Annotated in this window: 17 protein-coding genes and 2 tRNA genes; 5 read left to right on the top strand and 14 right to left on the bottom strand. The window is 60.1% G+C overall.

Annotated elements, in window-relative coordinates:
* Positions 1–98: 98 nt before the first annotated feature.
* The 3 genes from PverR02_RS02835 to PverR02_RS02825 form a co-directional block, all read right to left on the bottom strand.
* Positions 99–593 (bottom strand): hypothetical protein, encoded by a 495-nt coding sequence (locus PverR02_RS02835; RefSeq protein WP_079442727.1) that lies wholly within the window; start codon positions 591–593, stop codon positions 99–101.
* A gap of 99 nt (positions 594–692) precedes the next feature.
* Complete coding sequence (locus PverR02_RS02830) at positions 693–1151, bottom strand: hypothetical protein (RefSeq protein WP_079442726.1); 459 nt, start codon at positions 1149–1151, stop codon at positions 693–695.
* Positions 1148–2062: an NAD synthetase gene (locus tag PverR02_RS02825; RefSeq protein WP_079442725.1), complete on the bottom strand. Its 915-nt coding sequence runs from the start codon at positions 2060–2062 to the stop codon at positions 1148–1150. Before PverR02_RS02825 ends, PverR02_RS02830 begins: the two co-directional genes overlap by 4 nt.
* A 187-nt stretch (positions 2063–2249) precedes the next feature.
* Between PverR02_RS02825 and PverR02_RS02820 the strand changes: the two genes are divergently transcribed.
* A complete protein-coding gene (locus tag PverR02_RS02820; RefSeq protein WP_046384893.1) occupies positions 2250–2738 on the top strand; it encodes an Hcp family type VI secretion system effector in 489 nt (162 codons plus the stop codon).
* Positions 2739–2753: 15 nt separating this feature from the next.
* Here the strand turns inward: PverR02_RS02820 and PverR02_RS02815 are convergent, their stop codons facing one another.
* The 10 genes from PverR02_RS02815 to rnr all read right to left on the bottom strand — a co-directional run bounded on the left by PverR02_RS02815 (position 2754) and on the right by rnr (position 13969).
* Positions 2754–3194 (bottom strand): hypothetical protein, encoded by a 441-nt coding sequence (locus PverR02_RS02815; protein WP_079442724.1) that lies wholly within the window; start codon positions 3192–3194, stop codon positions 2754–2756.
* Positions 3194–4120 carry a hypothetical protein gene (locus tag PverR02_RS02810; protein WP_046384895.1) on the bottom strand — a complete coding sequence of 309 codons (927 nt, stop codon included), beginning with the start codon at positions 4118–4120 and terminating at the stop codon, positions 3194–3196. The genes PverR02_RS02815 and PverR02_RS02810 overlap by 1 nt, the downstream gene beginning before the upstream one ends.
* 226 nt (positions 4121–4346) lie before the next feature.
* Complete coding sequence (locus tag PverR02_RS02805; RefSeq protein WP_026140380.1) at positions 4347–6650, bottom strand: YgiQ family radical SAM protein; 2304 nt, start codon at positions 6648–6650, stop codon at positions 4347–4349.
* 96 nt (positions 6651–6746) lie between these two features.
* A complete protein-coding gene (dnaB, locus tag PverR02_RS02800; protein WP_017849744.1) occupies positions 6747–8144 on the bottom strand; it encodes a replicative DNA helicase in 1398 nt (465 codons plus the stop codon).
* A gap of 111 nt (positions 8145–8255) precedes the next feature.
* The gene (gene rplI / locus PverR02_RS02795) at positions 8256–8702 is read right to left on the bottom strand and encodes a 50S ribosomal protein L9 (RefSeq protein WP_010563337.1); all 447 of its coding nucleotides are present in this window, start codon (positions 8700–8702) and stop codon (positions 8256–8258) included.
* A gap of 18 nt (positions 8703–8720) precedes the next feature.
* On the bottom strand, positions 8721–9614 hold the full coding sequence (locus PverR02_RS02790; RefSeq protein WP_026140381.1) for a YybS family protein: 894 nt from the start codon (positions 9612–9614) through the stop codon (positions 8721–8723).
* A gap of 36 nt (positions 9615–9650) precedes the next feature.
* Positions 9651–9881, bottom strand: coding sequence for a 30S ribosomal protein S18 (rpsR, locus tag PverR02_RS02785; RefSeq protein ID WP_002551829.1), 231 nt, complete (start codon positions 9879–9881; stop codon positions 9651–9653).
* A gap of 28 nt (positions 9882–9909) precedes the next feature.
* Complete coding sequence (gene rpsF, locus PverR02_RS02780) at positions 9910–10332, bottom strand: 30S ribosomal protein S6 (RefSeq protein ID WP_003217491.1); 423 nt, start codon at positions 10330–10332, stop codon at positions 9910–9912.
* A gap of 248 nt (positions 10333–10580) precedes the next feature.
* Positions 10581–11336 (bottom strand): 23S rRNA (guanosine(2251)-2'-O)-methyltransferase RlmB, encoded by a 756-nt coding sequence (gene rlmB, locus PverR02_RS02775; protein ID WP_046384896.1) that lies wholly within the window; start codon positions 11334–11336, stop codon positions 10581–10583.
* Entirely contained in the window at positions 11333–13969 is a 2637-nt protein-coding gene (gene rnr, locus PverR02_RS02770) for a ribonuclease R (protein ID WP_079442723.1), read from the bottom strand. Before rnr ends, rlmB begins: the two co-directional genes overlap by 4 nt.
* 224 nt (positions 13970–14193) lie before the next feature.
* On the opposite strand from rnr, the gene PverR02_RS02765 reads away from it, so the two are divergent.
* From PverR02_RS02765 to PverR02_RS02750, 4 genes are all read left to right on the top strand, one after another.
* Positions 14194–14280, top strand: a tRNA-Leu gene (locus PverR02_RS02765).
* 176 nt (positions 14281–14456) lie between these two features.
* Positions 14457–14543 (top strand) — tRNA-Leu (locus tag PverR02_RS02760).
* Positions 14544–14687: 144 nt separating this feature from the next.
* Positions 14688–15713, top strand: coding sequence for an extracellular solute-binding protein (locus tag PverR02_RS02755; protein ID WP_079442722.1), 1026 nt, complete (start codon positions 14688–14690; stop codon positions 15711–15713).
* Positions 15713–17278, top strand: coding sequence for an ABC transporter permease (locus PverR02_RS02750; RefSeq protein ID WP_079442721.1), 1566 nt, complete (start codon positions 15713–15715; stop codon positions 17276–17278). The genes PverR02_RS02755 and PverR02_RS02750 overlap by 1 nt, the downstream gene beginning before the upstream one ends.
* Before the next feature lie 108 nt (positions 17279–17386).
* Here the strand turns inward: PverR02_RS02750 and PverR02_RS02745 are convergent, their stop codons facing one another.
* Positions 17387–19321, bottom strand: coding sequence for a methyl-accepting chemotaxis protein (locus PverR02_RS02745; protein ID WP_026140382.1), 1935 nt, complete (start codon positions 19319–19321; stop codon positions 17387–17389).
* Positions 19322–19337: the final 16 nt, after the last annotated feature.

Raw genomic sequence — 19337 nt, 5'->3', positions numbered from 1 at the left:
CAAAACGGCGCCAACGTTGGTGCAATGGTGCAAGAGCTGCACATATATGTGGCGGGGAGTGGGTGGGGCGGTATCGGTTTTGGGGGCGGGGTGGGGAATTACCTCGATTTCTTTATTCTGATTATTGCGCGCTCGTGTTTGCGCCGCTTTTCAATGGCCACCCTTACCTTCCCGCGCATATGGCGAAGTTCTACGCATTTGGCACGCAGTTCCCGGTGGCGTTTGCTGCGAAGCAGCAGCAGGCCGAGTACCGGCCAAAAGAAGCATTCCGCGTAAATGAATGGGTTCGGTGAAAAATGAAAACCTGGCACAGCGACCAACAGGCAGGCGATGAAAAGGCCATACATGCCCCAGACCCACTTAGGTCGCCCGTAGGCAATCATGAAATTGCAGTGGGTGATAAACCAGGCCAAGAGCACGCATGCACTTTCAGCAGCAGCGTTCGATAACGATGGTAAATAATAGTTTTCCACCAGCACAACAACAGAAGAACTGCCGAAGATGCCCGCTAAAATTACGCCGATAAACACGGGAAAGTAGCGCAAAAGAAAAGGGCGCACCGGTATGAGAGGTTTCCGTCCGAGAAGTCTCACTCTGATATATCCTCATACAGCCCAACCGCGACGATCCGGATGTTCCCGAACAGTAAGTTGTCGGGAATGAGGCAACGCTCCCAATTAATCAAAGCAAAATCACCTTTTTTGTAGCCTGTCAGCAATTTTCTGTATCCGTTTTCGCCTAAAACGAAGTTCAACAAGCTTCCCACGCATCTCACGATGACGCTTGCTGTTGAGAATCAGCAGACCAAGCAATGGCCAAAACAAACTTTCGGCATAGATGAACAGATGAGGGGAATAACGAATGGCCGGAAGAGCGGTAACCAGGCAGGCTCCAAAATAGACAACCATGACCCACACCCAGTCTCGTCGCCCACGGACAATCATAATGTTGCTAAGACTCAAGGCGCATGCCAGAACGACACATGCCCACCACGCTACTTGTGCCGAAATAGCTAAAGAAATGGCTTTGAGATAGTAATTTTGCACTACCACCACTACGGAAGATCCAGCAAAAATGCTTGAAAAAATCCCCCCGAGAAACACGGGTAAATAACGCTTGAGAAAAGGGCGAAGGGGCAGCAGCAATATCACTCGGTCATCTCCTCATAAATTCCGACCGCGACAGTGCGAATATTCCCAGATATCGAACTGCTAGCAACCCCTAAGGCAGCACCTAGAGCGTCTTGAATCTGCAAAACAGTGCCCTGTTTTACTTCTGCGGGCGTAAAACGCTTTGGCATTTTTCCAGCGAGTTGCTTCAACCTGATCATTTTCCGGGTCATTTCCGGGTGCCGAATACTCAACAACTCCTGGGTCAACTTTGCTCGCTCTTGACGACTCAGTCCTTTCAACACCTGCGGCAAAGTTTTTCCGGTAGATTTTCTTGTCGCATTAACCAGTCGTATAGTTGCCAGTGCCGAGACACTAGCGCCCAGTAGCGAAACAGCGTCCAAACCAATCGTCACAGCCTGATACCATGGCTCGCGATCCAGAGCATCGTTAAGAGCCGGGTCAATAATTTCGTTGCGAGTCCTCTGGCCGCCAACTAAGCACTGAATTGAACTGGCTGTTGCTGATGTAAAGCTTATCGCAGCTACCACCCCAGTAACCCCAAAGCTGAACGGACTGAGCGCCGATCCACTCAGTACCACGATCCAACTGATTACCGCAGAAGTACACGCCAAAGCTGTATTCACCGCCTCAAACGCCACCTGCGAGTCTCGCGGTTCATTCGCCAGTTGCCGAGCGAACTCCACCCGCCCGACATAGCTGGGCGCCTCGCGCAAAATCACATTCTTCGGCGCGATACTGCAAATCGGCTGAAATTCACGCAGTACAACCATCCGTAGCTGCGCGTCGATGTACACCACGCCGGCACCGACGATGGCCGGATCAGCATCAATCGCCGCAAATAACTTGCGCAGATCAATACTGCTTTCCAGCCGCTGCCGCGTCATGTAATTGGGACTGAGGAAACTGTCTCTGAATACGCTGGAAGTCATCCCTTTACTCCTGAGGTTCACAAGAGCGCAGAGGGTAAAGACTGCCTATCCCCGAAAAATGTCAGAAGCTTCGCTTTATCCGGACAGGCACTTCCTGATCGTGATGCCGCCCCTTGTAAGCCATATCCCGAATAAGAAAAAGTACGCCCCGCGCCACTACCGGCGCACACCAAAACAGGGAGTGACAATGGCAACTGATATGTTTTTGAAGCTGGGGGACATCAAGGGCGAGTCCAAAGACCAGGCCCATCGCGACGAAATCGAGATCAGCCGATGGGGCTGGGGCATGTCCCAGACCGGTTCGATGCATACCGGCAGCGGCGGCGGTGCCGGCAAGGTCAATATTGAAAACCTGTCTGTCTCCAAGGTCATGGACAAGTCTTCACCCAACCTGATGATGGCCTGCTCCACCGGCAAGCATTACCCGGAGGCACGGTTGGTGGTGCGCAAGGCCGGTGGCAGCAATGCCGTGGAGTATCTGGTGATCACGCTGAAGGAAGTGATGGTCACGTCCTACCAAACCGACGCGGTGACCAGCAGCGATGTGCTGACTGAGGTGATAGCCCTGAACTTCGCCACGGTCGAAGTCAGCTACCAGCCGCAGAAATCCGACGGCGGCAAGGACGGCGGCGCCGTCAAATACGGCTGGAACATTCGCCAGAACGTCAAAATCTGAAACCACGTGCCGAGGCTACAGCCCCGCCTTGGCCGCCTCCCGCAACCGCCGCACTTCAACCAACTTATTGACCATCGACCGATAGCCCTTGCTGTTGATCAGCAACAACCCCAGCAATGGCCAGAACAGGCTTTCACTGTAGATAAACCAGTGCGGCCGGTAGAGCATTGTCGGCAGCACGACCAACAGGCACACCGTAAAAAACGCCACCATCGCCCACACGGCCCAGGCTCGGCCGCGCACCACCAGGAAGTTGCTGTTGGCCACGAACAGTGCGGCGGCTATCACCACGAGCCAGGACACAGTGGCATTGGTTGCCATGGGCACGTCGGAAAAATAGGTGCTGGCCGCCAGGGAAATCGCCGCCGAACCGCCGAGGCAACCAGCGAGAATCACGCCGATGAATGCGGGAAAATGCTCCAGCAAAAACGGTTTAAGCGAAGGAACACCACCCATCACTCGGCCTCTTCGTACAAGCCAATCGCGAAGGTCTTGGCCTGTTTGTAGTTATCCGAACGCTTCAAGCCCCAGACGCTCAGCCCCGCACTGAAGGCATCGCCCAATTGGACATAGGTGGCGTGCTTGAGCTGGGTCGGCGTAAAGCGTTTGGGCAACTCGCCGCTCAGTTGCAGCAGCTTGCGCATCTTGTTCGACATTTGCGGGTCGGCCACTTTCAGCAGCTCTTTGGTGAGTTTCTCCCGCTCCTGCCCGTTCAGGCCTTTGAGCACCTGACGCAGGCTTTTGCCCGTGGCCGCACGAGTGACGTTGACCAGCTTGACTGTCGTCAGCGCCGAGGCGCCCACGCCGACCAAGGCGGCACCGTCGAGGACTTTGGTCGCCGTCTGGTACCACTCTTCGTTATCCAGGTAATCATTCATCGACGGGTTGACGATTTCGTTGCGCGTGCGGAACCCACCGACCAGGCACGACACGGTGCTCGCCGAGGCGGCGGTATAGCCGATGGCCGTCACGACCGTGCTGGCGCCAGCGGTGAACGGGATAGCGATGGTGCCGCTCAACACCACCAGCCAGCCAATGACCGCGCCGCCGCAGGACAACGTGGTGTTGAAGGCTTCACTCACCAGTCGCGACTCGCGCGGGTTGTTCAGCACTTGGTCGGCGAACTGCGCCGGGGCGATGTATTTCTGCGCCTCGCGCACAATGATGCGCTTGGGTCGAATGCTGCAGATCGGCTTGAACTCGCGCAGGGTCACGACGTTGAAGTCAGCATCGATATACACCACGCCCGCGCCGACGATGCCGGGGTCGGCGTCGATGATGGCAAACAGCCGAGGCAGGTCGACTTCACTCTCGATGCGCTGGCGCGCCATGAACTGCGAGCGATTGGAGTCCATGCCGATGTTGAGCAGGGGGTTGCTCATGGGGGTGTTCTTCCTTGAAAAGTTGGGGACTGGACTGACGCCATCGGGGGCAAGCCCCCTCCCACATTTGAAGTGTGAATACATTCAAAATGTGGGAGGGCCGATGCGACGATTCGGCTTGCTCCCGATAGCGATTTAATGGCCGCCACCTTAACAAACAGACTCCCCACCGGCTAGAAAGCAAAACGCCAGCACGAGGCTGGCGTTTGGCATATTCAGGCAACGATCAACGCGGTACCACCGGCTTGCGGGCTGGCTTGCCGCCCTTGCCCTTGGCCGCATCAGCGCGTTCCTTGGCGGCCTGCTTGTTGCGCGCCATGGCCGCGGCCTTGGCTTGCTCGCGCTTGTCCCACGGGTTGCTGCCGTCGCTGCCACGGGGCGGCAGGCCGGTGTGCTGGGTGAGGATCCTGGTGGTGGTTTCCTTGGCGACCTTGTGGCTGCCGGCCGGCGTCGAGTTTTTGCGACGCGCGCTCTGGTAGCTGTCGGTGGCCGGTTGGTGCAACGGGATCAGTTGATCCTTGCCCGGCCCGATCAGGTCGGCGCGGCCCATGCGGGTCAGTGCTTCGCGCAGCATCGGCCAGCCTTTCGGGTCGTGGTAGCGCAGGAACGCCTTGTGCAGACGGCGCTGTTCTTCGCTCTTGACGATGGTCACCGCGTCGCTCTTGTAGGTGACCTTGCGCAGCGGGTTCTTGCCCGAGTGGTACATCGCGGTGGCGGTGGCCATCGGCGACGGGTAGAACGCCTGCACCTGGTCGGCGCGGAAACCGTTGCCCTTGAGCCACAGGGCCAGGTTCATCATGTCTTCATCGGTGGTGCCAGGGTGGGCGGCGATGAAGTACGGGATCAGGTACTGCTCCTTGCCCGCTTCCTTGGTGTACTTCTCGAACATGCGCTTGAACTTGTCATAGCTGCCGATGCCCGGTTTCATCATCTGGTTGAGCGGACCTTCCTCGGTGTGTTCCGGGGCGATCTTCAGGTAACCACCGACGTGGTGGGTGACCAGTTCCTTCACATACTCCGGCGACTCAACGGCCAGGTCGTAGCGCAGGCCGGAGGCGATCAGGATCTTCTTCACACCCGGCAACGCACGGGCGCTGCGATACAACTGGATCAGCGACGAGTGGTCGGTGTTCAGGTTCGGGCAGATGCCAGGGAACACGCACGACGGCTTGCGGCACGCGGATTCGATTTCCGGGCTCTTGCAGGCGATGCGGTACATGTTCGCGGTCGGGCCGCCGAGGTCGGAAATCACGCCGGTGAAACCCGGAACCTTGTCGCGGATTTCTTCGATCTCGCGAATGATCGACTCTTCGGAACGGTTCTGGATGATGCGGCCTTCGTGCTCGGTGATCGAGCAGAACGTACAGCCGCCGAAACAGCCACGCATGATGTTCACCGAGAAACGGATCATGTCGTAGGCCGGGATTTTTTCCTTGCCATACGCCGGGTGCGGGACACGTGCGTAAGGCATGCCAAACACGTAGTCCATTTCTTCGGTGGTCATCGGAATGGGCGGCGGGTTGAACCACACGTCCACTTCGCCGTGTTTCTGCACCAGGGCCCGGGCGTTGCCTGGGTTGGTTTCCAGGTGCAACACGCGGTTGGCGTGGGCATAAAGCACCGCATCACCACGGACTTTTTCCACCGATGGCAGGCGGATCACGGTCTTCTCACGGGTCATGCGCGGGCTGGCCAGGATCTGCACGACCTTGGCTTCCTGCGGATCTTCAACCGGCCCCTTTTCCTGCTCGATGGCGCAGGCCTGGGTGTCCTGGGTATTCACGTATGGGTTGATGATCTTGTCGACCTTGCCCGGACGGTCGATACGGGTGGAGTCCACCTCATACCAGCCTTCGGGCGTATCACGGCGAATGAACGCGGTGCCGCGCACATCGGTGATGTCTTCGATCTTGTGGCCCCACGACAGGCGCTGGGCCACTTCGACGATGGCCCGCTCGGCGTTGCCGTACAGCAGGATGTCGGCGGTGGCGTCGATCAGGATCGAATTGCGCACCCGGTCCTGCCAGTAGTCGTAGTGGGCGATGCGGCGCAGGGACGCTTCGATGCCACCGAGCACGATCGGCACATTCTTGTAGGCTTCCTTGCACCGCTGGCTGTACACCAGGCTCGCGCGGTCCGGGCGTTTGCCGGCCATGCCGCCAGGGGTGTAGGCGTCGTCGGAGCGGATTTTCTTGTCGGCGGTGTAGCGGTTGATCATCGAGTCCATGTTGCCGGCCGCGACGCCGAAGAACAGGTTCGGCTCGCCGAGCTTCATGAAGTCGTCTTTGGACTGCCAGTTCGGCTGGGCAATGATCCCGACGCGGAAGCCCTGGGACTCCAGCAGCCGGCCGATGATCGCCATGCCGAACGACGGATGGTCAACGTAGGCATCACCGGTGACGATGATGATGTCGCAGGAATCCCAGCCAAGCTGATCCATCTCCTCCCTGCTCATCGGCAGGAATGGCGCAGGACCGAAACATTCGGCCCAGTACTTGGGATAGTCAAATAACGGCTTGGCTGTTTGCATGACGGTGACCGGTGTTGAGATGAAAAATCGCGGGCGCGGAATATAGCACAAATTTTGACCAATTCCGACGATAACAGTAGGAATTGAACAGAAGGATTATTCGTCGTCGTCGAAGTTGTAACTGCCCGGCGCAAGGTTCTCGAAACGCGTGTATTTGCCGATGAACGCCAGGCGGATAAAGCCGATCGGGCCGTTCCGCTGCTTGCCGATGATGATTTCGGCAATGCCTTTGTGCTCGGTCTCCGGGTGATACACCTCGTCGCGGTAGACGAACATGATCACGTCGGCATCCTGCTCGATCGCTCCGGATTCACGCAAGTCGGAGTTCACCGGGCGCTTGTTGGGGCGTTGTTCCAGGGAACGGTTGAGCTGCGACAGCGCCACCACCGGGCAGTTGAATTCCTTGGCCAGGGCTTTCAAGGACCGGGAGATCTCGGAAATCTCGTTGGTCCGGTTGTCGCCGCTGGAACCCGGGATCTGCATCAGTTGCAGGTAGTCGATCATGATCAGGGCGATATCGCCGTGTTCACGCACCAGGCGGCGGGTACGCGCGCGCATCTCCGACGGGCTGATGCCCGCGGTGTCATCGATGAACAGCTTGCGGTCGTTGAGCAGGTTGACCGCCGAGGTCAGGCGCGGCCAATCGTCGTCTTCCAGGCGACCGGCGCGCACTTTGGTCTGGTCGATACGGCCCAGGGACGAGAGCATCCGCATGATCAGCGATTCGCCTGGCATCTCCAGGGAGTACACCAGCACGGTCTTGTCACTGCGCAACACGGCGTTTTCCACCAGGTTCATCGCAAAGGTGGTTTTACCCATGGATGGACGGCCGGCGACGATGATCAGGTCGGACGGCTGCAGGCCGCTGGTCTTCTCGTCGAGGTCGGTGTAGCCGGTGGAGATGCCGGTGATGGCGTTGTCGGTGTTGAACAGCGTATCGATGCGGTCGATGGCCTTGGTCAGCAGGTCGTTGACGCTGACCGGGCCGCCGGTTTTCGGCCGGGCTTCGGCGATCTGGAAGATCTGGCGCTCGGCCTCGTCAAGGATCTCGGCGGCGCTGCGACCTTCGGGGTTGAAGGCGCTGTCGGCGATTTCGGTGCTGATGCCGATCAACTGGCGCAAGGTAGCGCGCTCGCGAACGATCTGGGCATATGCCTTGATGTTGGCGACGGACGGCGTGTTTTTGGCCAACTCACCGAGGTAGCCCAGGCCGCCGACCTGGGAGGTCTGGCCTTCCTTGTCCAGCTGCTCGGCCAGGGTCACCACGTCGATCGGTGAGTTCTGGTCGGCCAGCTTGGCGATGGCACGGAAGATCAGGCGGTGGTCATGACGATAGAAATCACCGTCCGAGACTTGATCCAGCACGCGTTCCCAGGCGTTGTTGTCCAGCATCAAACCACCGAGCACGGCCTGTTCGGCCTCGATGGAATGCGGCGGCACCTTCAGGGCAGCGGTTTGCAGATCGTATTGCTCAGGAGCTGAAATATCGTTCATGGCCACTTGGAATTAGGGGGGTGTGTAAAAAACAAAAGGCACGACCTGTAAACAGGATCGTGCCCGATGTTAACCGCCTGGCACGCGAGGTGCCAGTCAGTTAGGTGCGACTTAAGCTGCTACCACGACAACGCGTACAGTGGCTTCAACTTCAGCGTGCAGGTGCACGGCTACGTCGAATTCACCTACGTTGCGGATGGTGCCGTTCGGCAGACGAACTTCGCTTTTCGCAACTTCAACGCCAGAGGCGGTCAGTGCGTCAGCGATGTCGTGGGTGCCGATCGAACCGAACAGCTTGCCTTCGTCACCGGCGGTGGCAGTGATAGTCACTTCCAGCTCAGCCAGTTGGGCAGCGCGAGTTTCGGCCGAAGCTTTTTTGTCTGCTGCTGCTTTTTCCAGCTCAGCACGACGCTCTTCAAACGCAGCCAGGTTGGCAGCGGTTGCAGCGGTGGCTTTGCCGTATGGCAGCAGGTAGTTACGACCGTAGCCGGCCTTAACGTTCACTTTGTCGCCCAGGTTGCCCAGGTTGGCGACTTTTTCCAGAAGGATCAGTTGCATGTGAAAATCCTCTAACTTTTAACCTTCACCGTTCGCGTTATCGGCGTCTTTCGGCGCCAGACGACCGCGAAAATCAATCAGGCCGTCGACAATGGCCAAAACCACGAGTAACGGATAGATCAGCTGCATGAACAGCATCAGCGTGACGTACAACCCCACCAGCCAGAACCTGGCCAGGCGCTTCTGCGCCACCAGCCCGTGAATCAGGGCCAGCCCGGAGAACACCAGCGGTACGCTGCAAAACAGCAATAACAAGGCCGCCTCTGGACCGAAGTTCGGTCCGACCACCATGCATGCCAGCAGCAACATCGCCGGGCCCGCGGGGATTCTGATACGGCGAAACTCGCGACCAAAACCACCCGGGTTGTACAACAACGCCTGCCAGTAACGCCCAAGCATCAGGCTCAGCACACTGACAATCTGCAACACCACCGCCATCAGGCCGATCAGGGCCGGTGCTATCAGCGCCGCAAGGCGCGCTCGCTCGTCTACCGACAATTGCTGGTAGAGCTCCCCGAGAGCCAGCGGCAGGACCTTGACGATCTCTTGCGCCAGCGCCTCGATTTGCGGGTGGAAAGCCGCGCCGAGCAACACTGAAAACACCAACCCCAATGCCACGCTGACCAGCAGCGTGCGGACCCAGGACTCACTTGCGCGTAAAACCAACGCAAGGCTCGACGACCCCAGCAGCACCATAAGCACTTTGGGTTCGCCCAATTGCAGCCACCAGATCAAGGCGGCCAGCAACCCCAGGGCCAGGACGCCAACGGCATCCTGCAAACCGCGCCGCAGAAGCACAAGGCATCCCGCGGCAGCACCCAACCAATACAACAACGGCAATGCTGCACATCCAGCCACTACCAAAGTGGCCTGCACGCGACCGCGCATGATGAACTCAGCTAAGGCGCGCATGCATTCAATCCCTTACTACTTGTCGACTGCCCGGTCTCAGCGGCCGTGGCTGTCGGTGTAGGCCAGCAGGGCCAGGAAGCGGGCGCGCTTGATAGCGGTGGCCAGCTGACGCTGATAACGTGCTTTGGTACCGGTGATACGGCTTGGAACGATTTTGCCGGTCTCGGATACGTAGGCTTTCAGAGTGTTGAGATCTTTGTAATCGATCTCTTTCACGTCTTCAGCGGTGAAGCGGCAGAATTTACGACGACGGAAGAAACGTGCCATTTGATAGGCTCCTTAAAAGGTCCGTGGATTACTCGTCAGCGTTATCGCTGTTGTCGCTGTCATCACTATCAGCGCTTTCAGCGCCTTCGTGCTCAGGACGGTCGCGACGCTCACGGCGCTCACTGCGGTTTTCTTCAGCCTTGAGCATCTCGGATTGGCCGGTAACGGCTTCTTCGCGACGGATGACCAGGTTACGGATCACAGCATCGTTGTAGCGGAAGTTGTCTTCCAGCTCGGCCAGGGCCTTGCCAGTGCATTCAACGTTCAGCATCACGTAGTGAGCCTTGTGAACATTGTTGATTGCGTAGGCCAGTTGACGACGGCCCCAATCTTCCAGACGGTGGATTTTGCCGCCGTCTTCTTCGATCAGCTTGGTGTAACGCTCTACCATGCCGCCGACTTGCTCGCTTTGATCCGGGTGGACCAAAAAGATGATTTCGTAATGACGCATGAATGCTCCTTACGGGTTGTAGCCTGCCGCTCAAAAACGGTCAGACAAGGAGTGAATGACACTTATGGATCTTGCCGCAGGGAGGCACATCGGTGCCTGCCAGGAAGGCAAGGGGCGCAATTGTAGAGAAGGGGGAGGAAGGGCGCAAGGTGATTGGTGATTATTTGAACAATCTTCCAGGCACCACAAAACAAAAGTGGGAGAGGGCTTGCTCCCTCCCACATTTTGCATCTATGCCAGGCCCGACATTACTTCTTGGTCTTGGCCTTCGCACCGCGCTGGCGCTGGGCTTCGAACAGGCACACGCCGGTAGCGACCGACACGTTGAGACTGCTGACGCTGCCAGCCATCGGCAGATGAACCAGATAATCGCAATGCTCGCGGGTCAGGCGACGCATGCCTTTGCCTTCGGCGCCCATGATCAGGATGGTCGGGCCAGTGAGGTCCTGGTCATAAATGCTGACCTCGGCCTCCCCCGCCGTGCCCACGACCCACAGGCCGCGCTGCTGGAGTTTCTCCAGGGTGCGCGCGAGGTTGGTCACGGCCACCAACGGAATCACTTCCGCCGCGCCGCATGCGACTTTACGCACAACTGGCGTCAACGTGGCCGACTTGTCCTTGGGCACGATCACCGCCAGCGCACCGGCAGCATCCGCAGAACGCAGGCAGGCGCCGAGGTTGTGCGGGTCGGTCACGCCGTCCAGCACCAGCAACAGCGGTGCGCCTTCGGTGCGGTCGAGCAGCTCGTCGAGCATCGCCTCGCCCCATACCTGGCTCGGGCTGACATCCGCGACGACGCCTTGGTGGACGCCTTCAACCCACACGTCCATTTCGCGACGCTCGGCCTGGCCGATCGCCACGCGGTTTTCGTTGGCCAGCTCGACCAGCGCCTGCACACGCGGCTCGCTGCGACCTTCGGCCAGCCAAACCTGTTTGACGCGTTTAGGGTGATGACGCAGCAGTGCTTCTACGGCGTGGACGCCGTAGATTTTTTCCAGACTCATGACTTGGCCTTAGGTTTACGCGACCCGCCGCTTTTCGCGGGGGCCGAACCCGCTTTTGGCGGGCCTTTACGGTGTTTACTGGGCTTGCTCGACGGCTTTTCCGCCGTGTGGGGCTTTCCCCCAGACGCCGCTTTACCACCGCTTTTGGCTTCGTTGAGCAACTGCTGCTTCAACTCACGGCTTCTGCGCAGTTCGGCGTTTTTCGCCGCTGCGTCGCTTGGGCGGTAGGCCTCGGGAACCTTGTCCTTGGCCGCCGGACGACGACTGGCCTTGGCCGGCGCAGGCTCGGCAACCGCGGCTTTCGCAGGAGCGCCCTTGCCTTGGGTGGCCGGCGCGGCGGTTTCGCTGCCACGTTTTTTACGGCCGATCGGCGCGGCGATGGTTTTTTCGGCCATCTCGAAGTCGATCTTGCGTTCGTCCAGGTCGACGCGCATGACGCGCACTTCGACCGTGTCGCCCAGGCGGAAACTGCGACCGGTACGCTCGCCCGCCAGGCGGTGATGCACAGGATCGAAGTGGTAGTAGTCACCCGGCAAGGCGGTGACATGCACCAGGCCCTCGACGTAGATATCGGTCAGCTCGACAAACAGACCAAAGCCGGTCACAGCCGTGATCACGCCAGGGAACGACTCGCCCACGCGGTCCTTCATGAACTCGCACTTGAGCCAGTTCACGACGTCGCGGGTGGCTTCGTCGGCACGGCGCTCGCTCATGGAGCACTGCTCGCCGAGCTGTTCCAGGGCCGCTTCGTCGTAAGGATAGATCCGCGCCTTCGGAATGGTCATGGCACCGGCGCGCTTGACGTGCGGGGTGTCCTGCTTGGAGTGGATCACGCTGCGGATCGCACGGTGCGTGAGCAAGTCCGGGTAACGACGGATCGGTGAGGTGAAGTGGGTGTACGCCTCGTAATTCAGGCCGAAGTGGCCCTGATTGTCGGCGCTGTACACCGCCTGGCTCAGCGAACGCAGCATCACGGTCTGGATCAGGTGGAAATCCGGACGGTCCTTGATGCTGGCCAGCAGTGCCTGGTAATCCTTCGGCGACGGGCCGTCCTTGCCTTTATGCAGGGACAGGCCGAGCTCGCCGAGGAAGGCGCGCAGTTTTTCCAGACGCTCCGGCGGCGGGCCGTCGTGTACCCGGTACAGCGCAGGAATTTCGTGCTTCTTCAGGAATTCAGCGGTGGCCACGTTGGCCGCCAGCATGCATTCCTCGATCAGCTTGTGCGCGTCGTTGCGGGTGGTCGGGGTGATCTCGGCGATCTTGCGCTCGGAACCGAAGATGATCCGGGTTTCCTGGGTTTCAAAATCGATCGCGCCACGCACATGACGTGCGCCCAGCAGCACCTTGTACAGCGCATACAGCTGCTTGAGATGCGGCACCACACCGGCGTATTCGGTACGCAGGGCCTTGGCTTCGCTGGTCTTCGGCGCTTCCAGGATGGTGCTGACCTTGTTGTAGGTCAGGCGCGCCTGGGAGTGGATCACCGCTTCGTAGAACTGGTAGTCGGTCATTTCGCCGGTTTTCGAGAGGGTCATCTCGCACACCATGGCCAAACGGTCGACTTTCGGGTTCAGCGAGCACAGGCCGTTGGACAGCTGCTCAGGCAGCATCGGGATCACGCGCTCTGGGAAATACACGGAGTTGCCGCGCACCTGGGCTTCGTTATCCAGCGCCGAACCGATCTTCACGTAGCTGGAGACGTCGGCAATCGCCACGTACAACTTCCAGCCGCCGGAGAACAGGCGCAATTTGCCAGGCTTGGCTTCGCAATACACCGCATCGTCGAAGTCGCGGGCGTCTTCGCCGTCGATGGTGACGAACGGCAGATGGCGCAGGTCGATGCGCTTTTCCTTGTCCTTCTCTTCGACTTCCGGCTTGAGCTTGGCGGCTTCCTTGAGCACGGCTTCGGGCCAGACGTGAGGAATATCGTAGGTGCGCAGCGCGACGTCGATTTCCATGCCCGGCGCCATGTAGTTGCCGACCACTTCGATGATATCGCCCTGAGGCTGGAAGCGCGGGGTCGGCCAGTGGGTGATTTTCACCTCCACGAACTGACCGACCTTGGCCGCGCCATTGCGGCCCGGGGTCACCAGCACTTCCTGCTGGACCTTCGGGTTGTCCGGAATGACGAAGCCGATGCCGCCTTCTTCGAAGTAACGCCCGACGATGGACTCATGGGCACGGGACACCACTTCGACGATCACGCCTTCACGGCGGCCGCGACGGTCCAGGCCCGACACACGCGCCAGCGCACGGTCGCCATCGAACACCAGGCGCATTTGCGCCGGGCTCATGAACAGGTCGTCGCTGCCGTCATCCGGGATCAGGAAGCCGAAGCCATCACGGTGGCCGGCAATGCGACCCAGGATCAGGTCGAGCTTGTCCACGGGCGCATAGGTGCCACGGCGGGTGTAGATCAACTGAGCATCGCGCTCCATGGCACGCAGACGGCGGCGCAGGGCTTCGAGCTGGTCTTCGGTGGTCAGACCGAATTCTTCAACCAGCTGCTCGCGGCTAGCAGGCGAACCACGATCGGCGAGATGCGCCAGGATCAGTTCGCGGCTAGGAATAGGGTTTTCATATTTTTCCGCTTCACGAGCGGCCTCGGGATCGAGGGACTGCCAATCGGCCATTAGAGAGTTTTCACCTTGTCTATATGCGGGTTAGTTTGGCATACGCGTATTGAAACGGGAAATTTCAGGCGTCAACAAGCGTTTTAAAGCACTTTGTGACCCCCAACACGCACCTTGTACGACCATTGGCGAAATTTTCCAGGCTTTTTTCATGGCAGGGGTTTACAGTTCAAAAGCCACTCCGTATAGTGCGCGCCATCGACGACGGCAACGTTGAAGATATTGCCCAGATGGTGAAATTGGTAGACACGCCAGCTTCAGGTGCTGGTGACCGCAAGGTCGTGGAAGTTCGAGTCTTCTTCTGGGCACCAATTCAAAACTCGAGGTCAGCCTTGAGTTATCCAGAAACCCGCGAAAGCGGGTTTTTGCGTTACAGTCCTTTGATTCTTAACGAAAAACTGATTTATATTTTCGAATCAGGGGTTTACAGATCAAAAAGCGCTCCGTATAGTTCGCTCCATCAACAGCGGCAACGTTGCTTGATAATGCCCAGGTGGTGAAATTGGTAGACACGCCAGCTTCAGGTGCTGGTGATCGCAAGGTCGTGGAAGTTCGAGTCTTCTCCTGGGCACCAAATTCAGATCAAACCCGCGAAAGCGGGTTTTTTCGTTTCTGGGGTGTGAAAACCGCCCCATGGATTTCTCCTTCATCCGCACTTGAGAAGCTTTATCGTTTATCCTTGCAACGATTTGTTGCACTCAAGCGAGGAAACTTCCGGATGATGATCCGTGGCACCCATCTCAAAACATCCCTTCTGCGTGGCCTTAGCCTCACTCTGCTCAGCCTGACCCTGCTCTCGCCCACAGCCTATTGCGCCGACAAGGTTGCCCTGACCCTGTACAACGGCCAACACAAAGAAGTCGGCGATGAACTCGCCAAAGCCTTCGAAGCCAAGACCGGCATTCACGTCAACGTGCGCAAAGGCAGCAGCAACCAGCTGGCCAGCCAGGTCGTCGAAGAAGGCGCGCGCTCCCCGGCCGATGTGATCTACACCGAAGAATCGCCGCCGTTGAACAAACTCGGCGAGCAAGGCCTGCTGGCGAAAATCGACGCCGGCACCCTCGAGGTATTGCCCAAGGATTACATCGGCAGCCAGGGTGACTGGATGGGCGTGACCGCACGCACCCGCGTCGTGGCCTTCAACCCGAAACTGATCGCCGAGAAAGACCTGCCCAAGTCGGTACTGGATTTCGCCCGCCCCGAATGGCAAGGCAAGGTCGGCTTCGTGCCCACCAGCGGCGCGTTCCAGGAGCAAGCCGTGGCGATCATCAAGCTGCACGGTCGCGAAGCCGCCGAAGAATGGCTGACCGGCCTGCGCGCCTTCGGCAAGGTGTACAGCAACAATATGGTCGCCCTCAAAGCCGTGGAAAACGGCGAAGTCGCCAGCGTGCTGGTGAACAACTACTACTGGTTTGCCCTGAAGAAGGAAAAAACCAACCTGGACTCGCAACTGCACTACTTCACCAACGGCGATGCCGGCGGCCTGATCACCGTGTCTTCCGCTGCCGCACTGAAATCCAGCAAGCACCCGCAAGAAGCCCAGCAACTGCTGGCGTTCATGGTCAGCGAAGAAGGCCAGCGCGTGATCACCAACACCTCGGCCGAATACCCGCTGCGCAAGGGCATGGAGTCCAGTCGCGGCCTGAAGCCGTTCAGCGAACTGCAACCGCCGAAAGTCACCCCCGCCGACCTGGGCAACGCGCAAGAAGCCCTGGACCTGGAACGTGACGTTGGCCTGAACTGATGAACCCATCGCTCCGCGCTGCCGCCCTGCGCGGGGGTTACAGCCCGCGACGCAAGCGCCCGTCGATCTGGCTGTTACTACCTGTGCTGCTCCTGGTGGGCTTGAGCCTGCTGCCGCTGGCGTATGTCGGGCTCAAGGCCTGGCAAGCGGGCTGGGCGGAGGCCGTGCATCTGCTGTGGCGCCCGTATGTGTTCGGGCTGCTGCGCAACACCCTGGCGCTGATGGTCGGGGTCACACTGGCGTGCGGCGTGATCGGCCTATCCCTCGCCTGGCTGCTGGAGCGCAGCAACCTGCCGGGGCGCCGCCTCTGGGGCGTGATCCTGTGCCTGCCGTTTGCGGTGCCGGCGTTTGTCAGCAGCTTCACCTGGGTGTCGCTGAGCGCCAACTTCGAAGGGCTCGGCGGGGCGATCCTGGTGATGACCCTGTCGAAATACCCGCTGGTGTTTCTGCCGGTGGCGGCGACCCTGCGCAATCTCGACCCCTCCCTCGAAGAGTCCGCGCGCACCCTGGGGCTGAATCGCTGGGGCGTGTTCAGGCGCGTCACCCTGCCCTTGCTGTGGCCGTCGCTGTTGGCCGGGGCATTGTTGATCGCGCTGCATATGCTGGTGGAATTCGGCGCGCTGTCGATCATCGGCCTGCAGACCTTTACTACAGCGATCTATCAGCAATTCGAACTGGAATTCAGCAACGCCAATGCAGCGATGCTGTCGGCGGTGTTGCTGGCAATGTGCCTTACGCTGCTGTGGCTGGAACTGCGCGCGCGCGGCAAGGGCCGACATGTGCGGATCGGCCAGGGTGCGGCGCGGCATGCGGAACAGATCCGACTGGGCAAGTGGGCGCCATTGGGGCAGCTGTATTGCCTGGCGCTGGCGATCATCGGCAGCGGCATTCCGCTGGGGATGCTCGGCTATTGGCTGGCGGTGGGCTCGTCGGCCGCGTTCCCGGTGGCCGAGATTGGTGAGGCGCTGCTGTCCTCCCTGGCGCTGTCGCTGGGCGGCGCGGCGCTGTGCCTGGCACTCGCGGTGCCGGTGGGGTTGCTGGTGGTGCGCTACAAAGGCCCGCTGGCGCTCTGGGCCGAGCGCCTGCCGTACTTGCTGCACGCCCTGCCCGGCCTGGTGATTGCGCTGACGCTGGTGTACTTCGACTTGCACTACGTGCCGGCGCTGTACCAGACGTCGGCACTGCTGCTGATTGCCTATGCGCTGCTGTTTCTGCCGCTGGCCCAGGCGCCGATCCGGACAGCCTTGAACAAGGCGGCACCGCAGTTGGAAGAGGCGGCACGCACGCTGGGTGCGTCGTCGTTCAGTGCCTTTTGCCGAGTGACCCTGCCGATTATTTTCCCGGCTTTGGGGGCGGCATTCGCGCTGGTGTTTCTCGATGCGATGAAGGAATTGACCGCGACATTACTGCTCAGCCCGACCGGGCTGAATACCCTGGCGACGGCGGTGTGGGCGCACACCTCGAATATCGAATTCGCGGCGGCGGCGCCGTATGCGGCGTTGTTGATTCTGGTGTCGGGGTTGCCGGTTTATTTGCTCACGACGCGGATGTATCTGAGTCGCTGAAACCGCTATCGGGGGCAAGCCCACTCCCACAGTTGACCGGGTTCCAGCGTTGGAATGCAGTCGAATGTGGGAGGGAGCTTGCTCCCGATGGGGGCGACACAGACCACACTAAGCCCGGAACTGCCCCAGGCTCGCCTTCAACTGCGCCGCCAAGCCATCCAGCACCTTGCCGCTGGCCGTGGTTTCCACCACAGCCTGTGCGGCACGCTCGGCCTGGGCATGGATCACCTCGACCCGCCCACGCACCGCATGCGCGCCCTGGGCCTGATGCTCGGCCGCACGAGTGGCCAGGCCAATCGCCGCATGCACCTGCTCCACCGAGGCCTGCACCGTCTGCTGCAAGCGCACACTGTCGCGCAGCACCAGCAAGCCTTCGTTGGCCTGGCGCCCGGCCTTGCCGATGGTTTCGACCGCCTCGCGCGCGCCCTGCTGCAACGCCACGATATGTGCCTGGATATCGCCGGTGGAGCTTTGGGTTTTACTCGCCAGCGCACGCACCTCGTCCGCCACCACCGCAAAGCCACGCCCGGTCTCACCGGCACGCGCCGCTTCGATGGCCGCGTTGAGCGCCAGCAGGTTGGTCTGCTCGGCGATGCCATGGATCACCGTCAATACCACTTCGATCTGCTCGCTTTGCGCGGCGAGGCGCTCGATGACCTTGGAACCGGCCTGCACCTGGCCCGCCAGCGCTTCGATCAAGCTGCCGACTTCAGCCGAAGTGCGTGAGTTTTCATCCGTGGCCTGGCGAATATCCACCACCTGTTGCAGCGCGGCCTGCATCGCATGGCTTTCGGCCTGCGCCTCATCCGCCATCTGCGACAACGCGCGCAGGCTCTCGGCCACTTCGTCGCGCTGCAAACCGGCAGCCGCATCGGCGCCGGCATTGCGCAAGGTCATCGCGCCGATTTCCACACCGGTACGCTGCGCCACATCGCCGGCCTCGCGCACGATGGGCTGCAACTTATCCACAAAGCGATTGACCGCCGACGCCATGTCGCCGATCTCATCTTTGCTGTTGATCTGCACACGCTTGGTCAGGTCGCCCTCGCCCGCCGCCAGATCATCCATGGCCGCGATCAACAGTTTCAGGCGATTGACCACCCGCCGCCCGAGCACCACCGCGATCAACAGCAGCACACCGAAGCCGACCGCCGCGAGCCCCATACCGATGCGCCAGCGCAAGGTGCCCGCCGCGTCCTGCACGGCATTGGTGGTGTTGGCCGTCATCTGGGTGGCGGTCGCCTGCGCCGACTGCAGTCTTGCGCCCATGGCGGCCGCGCTATCGGCCGCCGCACCTTTGAGGCTATCGCCCACCAACTGATCGCCGCTGGCGATCAGTGTCGCAAAGCGCTTATCCAGCGCCTGCAGGTTGGCTTCCACCGACGCGGTCGAGACCCCCATGCGAACCTTGCCGATCTCGACACCGTTGGGGCTGATGGACGCTTCGACGTAGTACACGGAAGAGTCCGCCTTGGCGGCGTCCAGCACTTTATCCAGGGCGCGGTCGCCCTTGCCCTTTTCCAGCAGCGCCTGGTTGATCGGGTTTTCCCGGTTCAGATAGCGGGTCAGATGCTCACCGGCGGCGTCGTCGTAGACCACGAACAACACGTTGGGATTGCGCTGGGCCCGTCGGGCGAACTCCGACAGCGTCGGCACATCGTTGTCCCACATGGCGCGAGGCGCCACGGAGGCCAGCAGTTGCGCCATGTCGTTAGCGGAGTCTTGCAAGTCTTTTTCCAGGGTCGCACGCAGTTGCTTCTGCTCTTCCTGCAGGCGCGCGGAAAGCCCAGCGGTCAGACGCTGACGGGTACTGCTGGACAAGCTGTCCAGGCTGGATGTGACTTCCTTGCCGGCCTGGGCCAATTCGCCGGACAGTTTCTGACTGTCGACCCCCAGGCGATTGCCCAAATCAGCTTCCAGCGCCGTGACTGTGCTCCGAGTAAGAGCGACCGCCACCAGCACTTGCACCAAAAGAGCGATACCTAGGGTAACGAACACCGGCCGCAACAGACGACTTTGTAACAATGAGAGAACGGCAGACATCGGGAATCCCTCCACC

This window comes from Pseudomonas veronii (assembly GCF_002028325.1).
Taxonomy (GTDB): domain Bacteria; phylum Pseudomonadota; class Gammaproteobacteria; order Pseudomonadales; family Pseudomonadaceae; genus Aquipseudomonas; species Aquipseudomonas veronii.
This window is presented reverse-complemented; position numbering and strand designations above follow the sequence as displayed.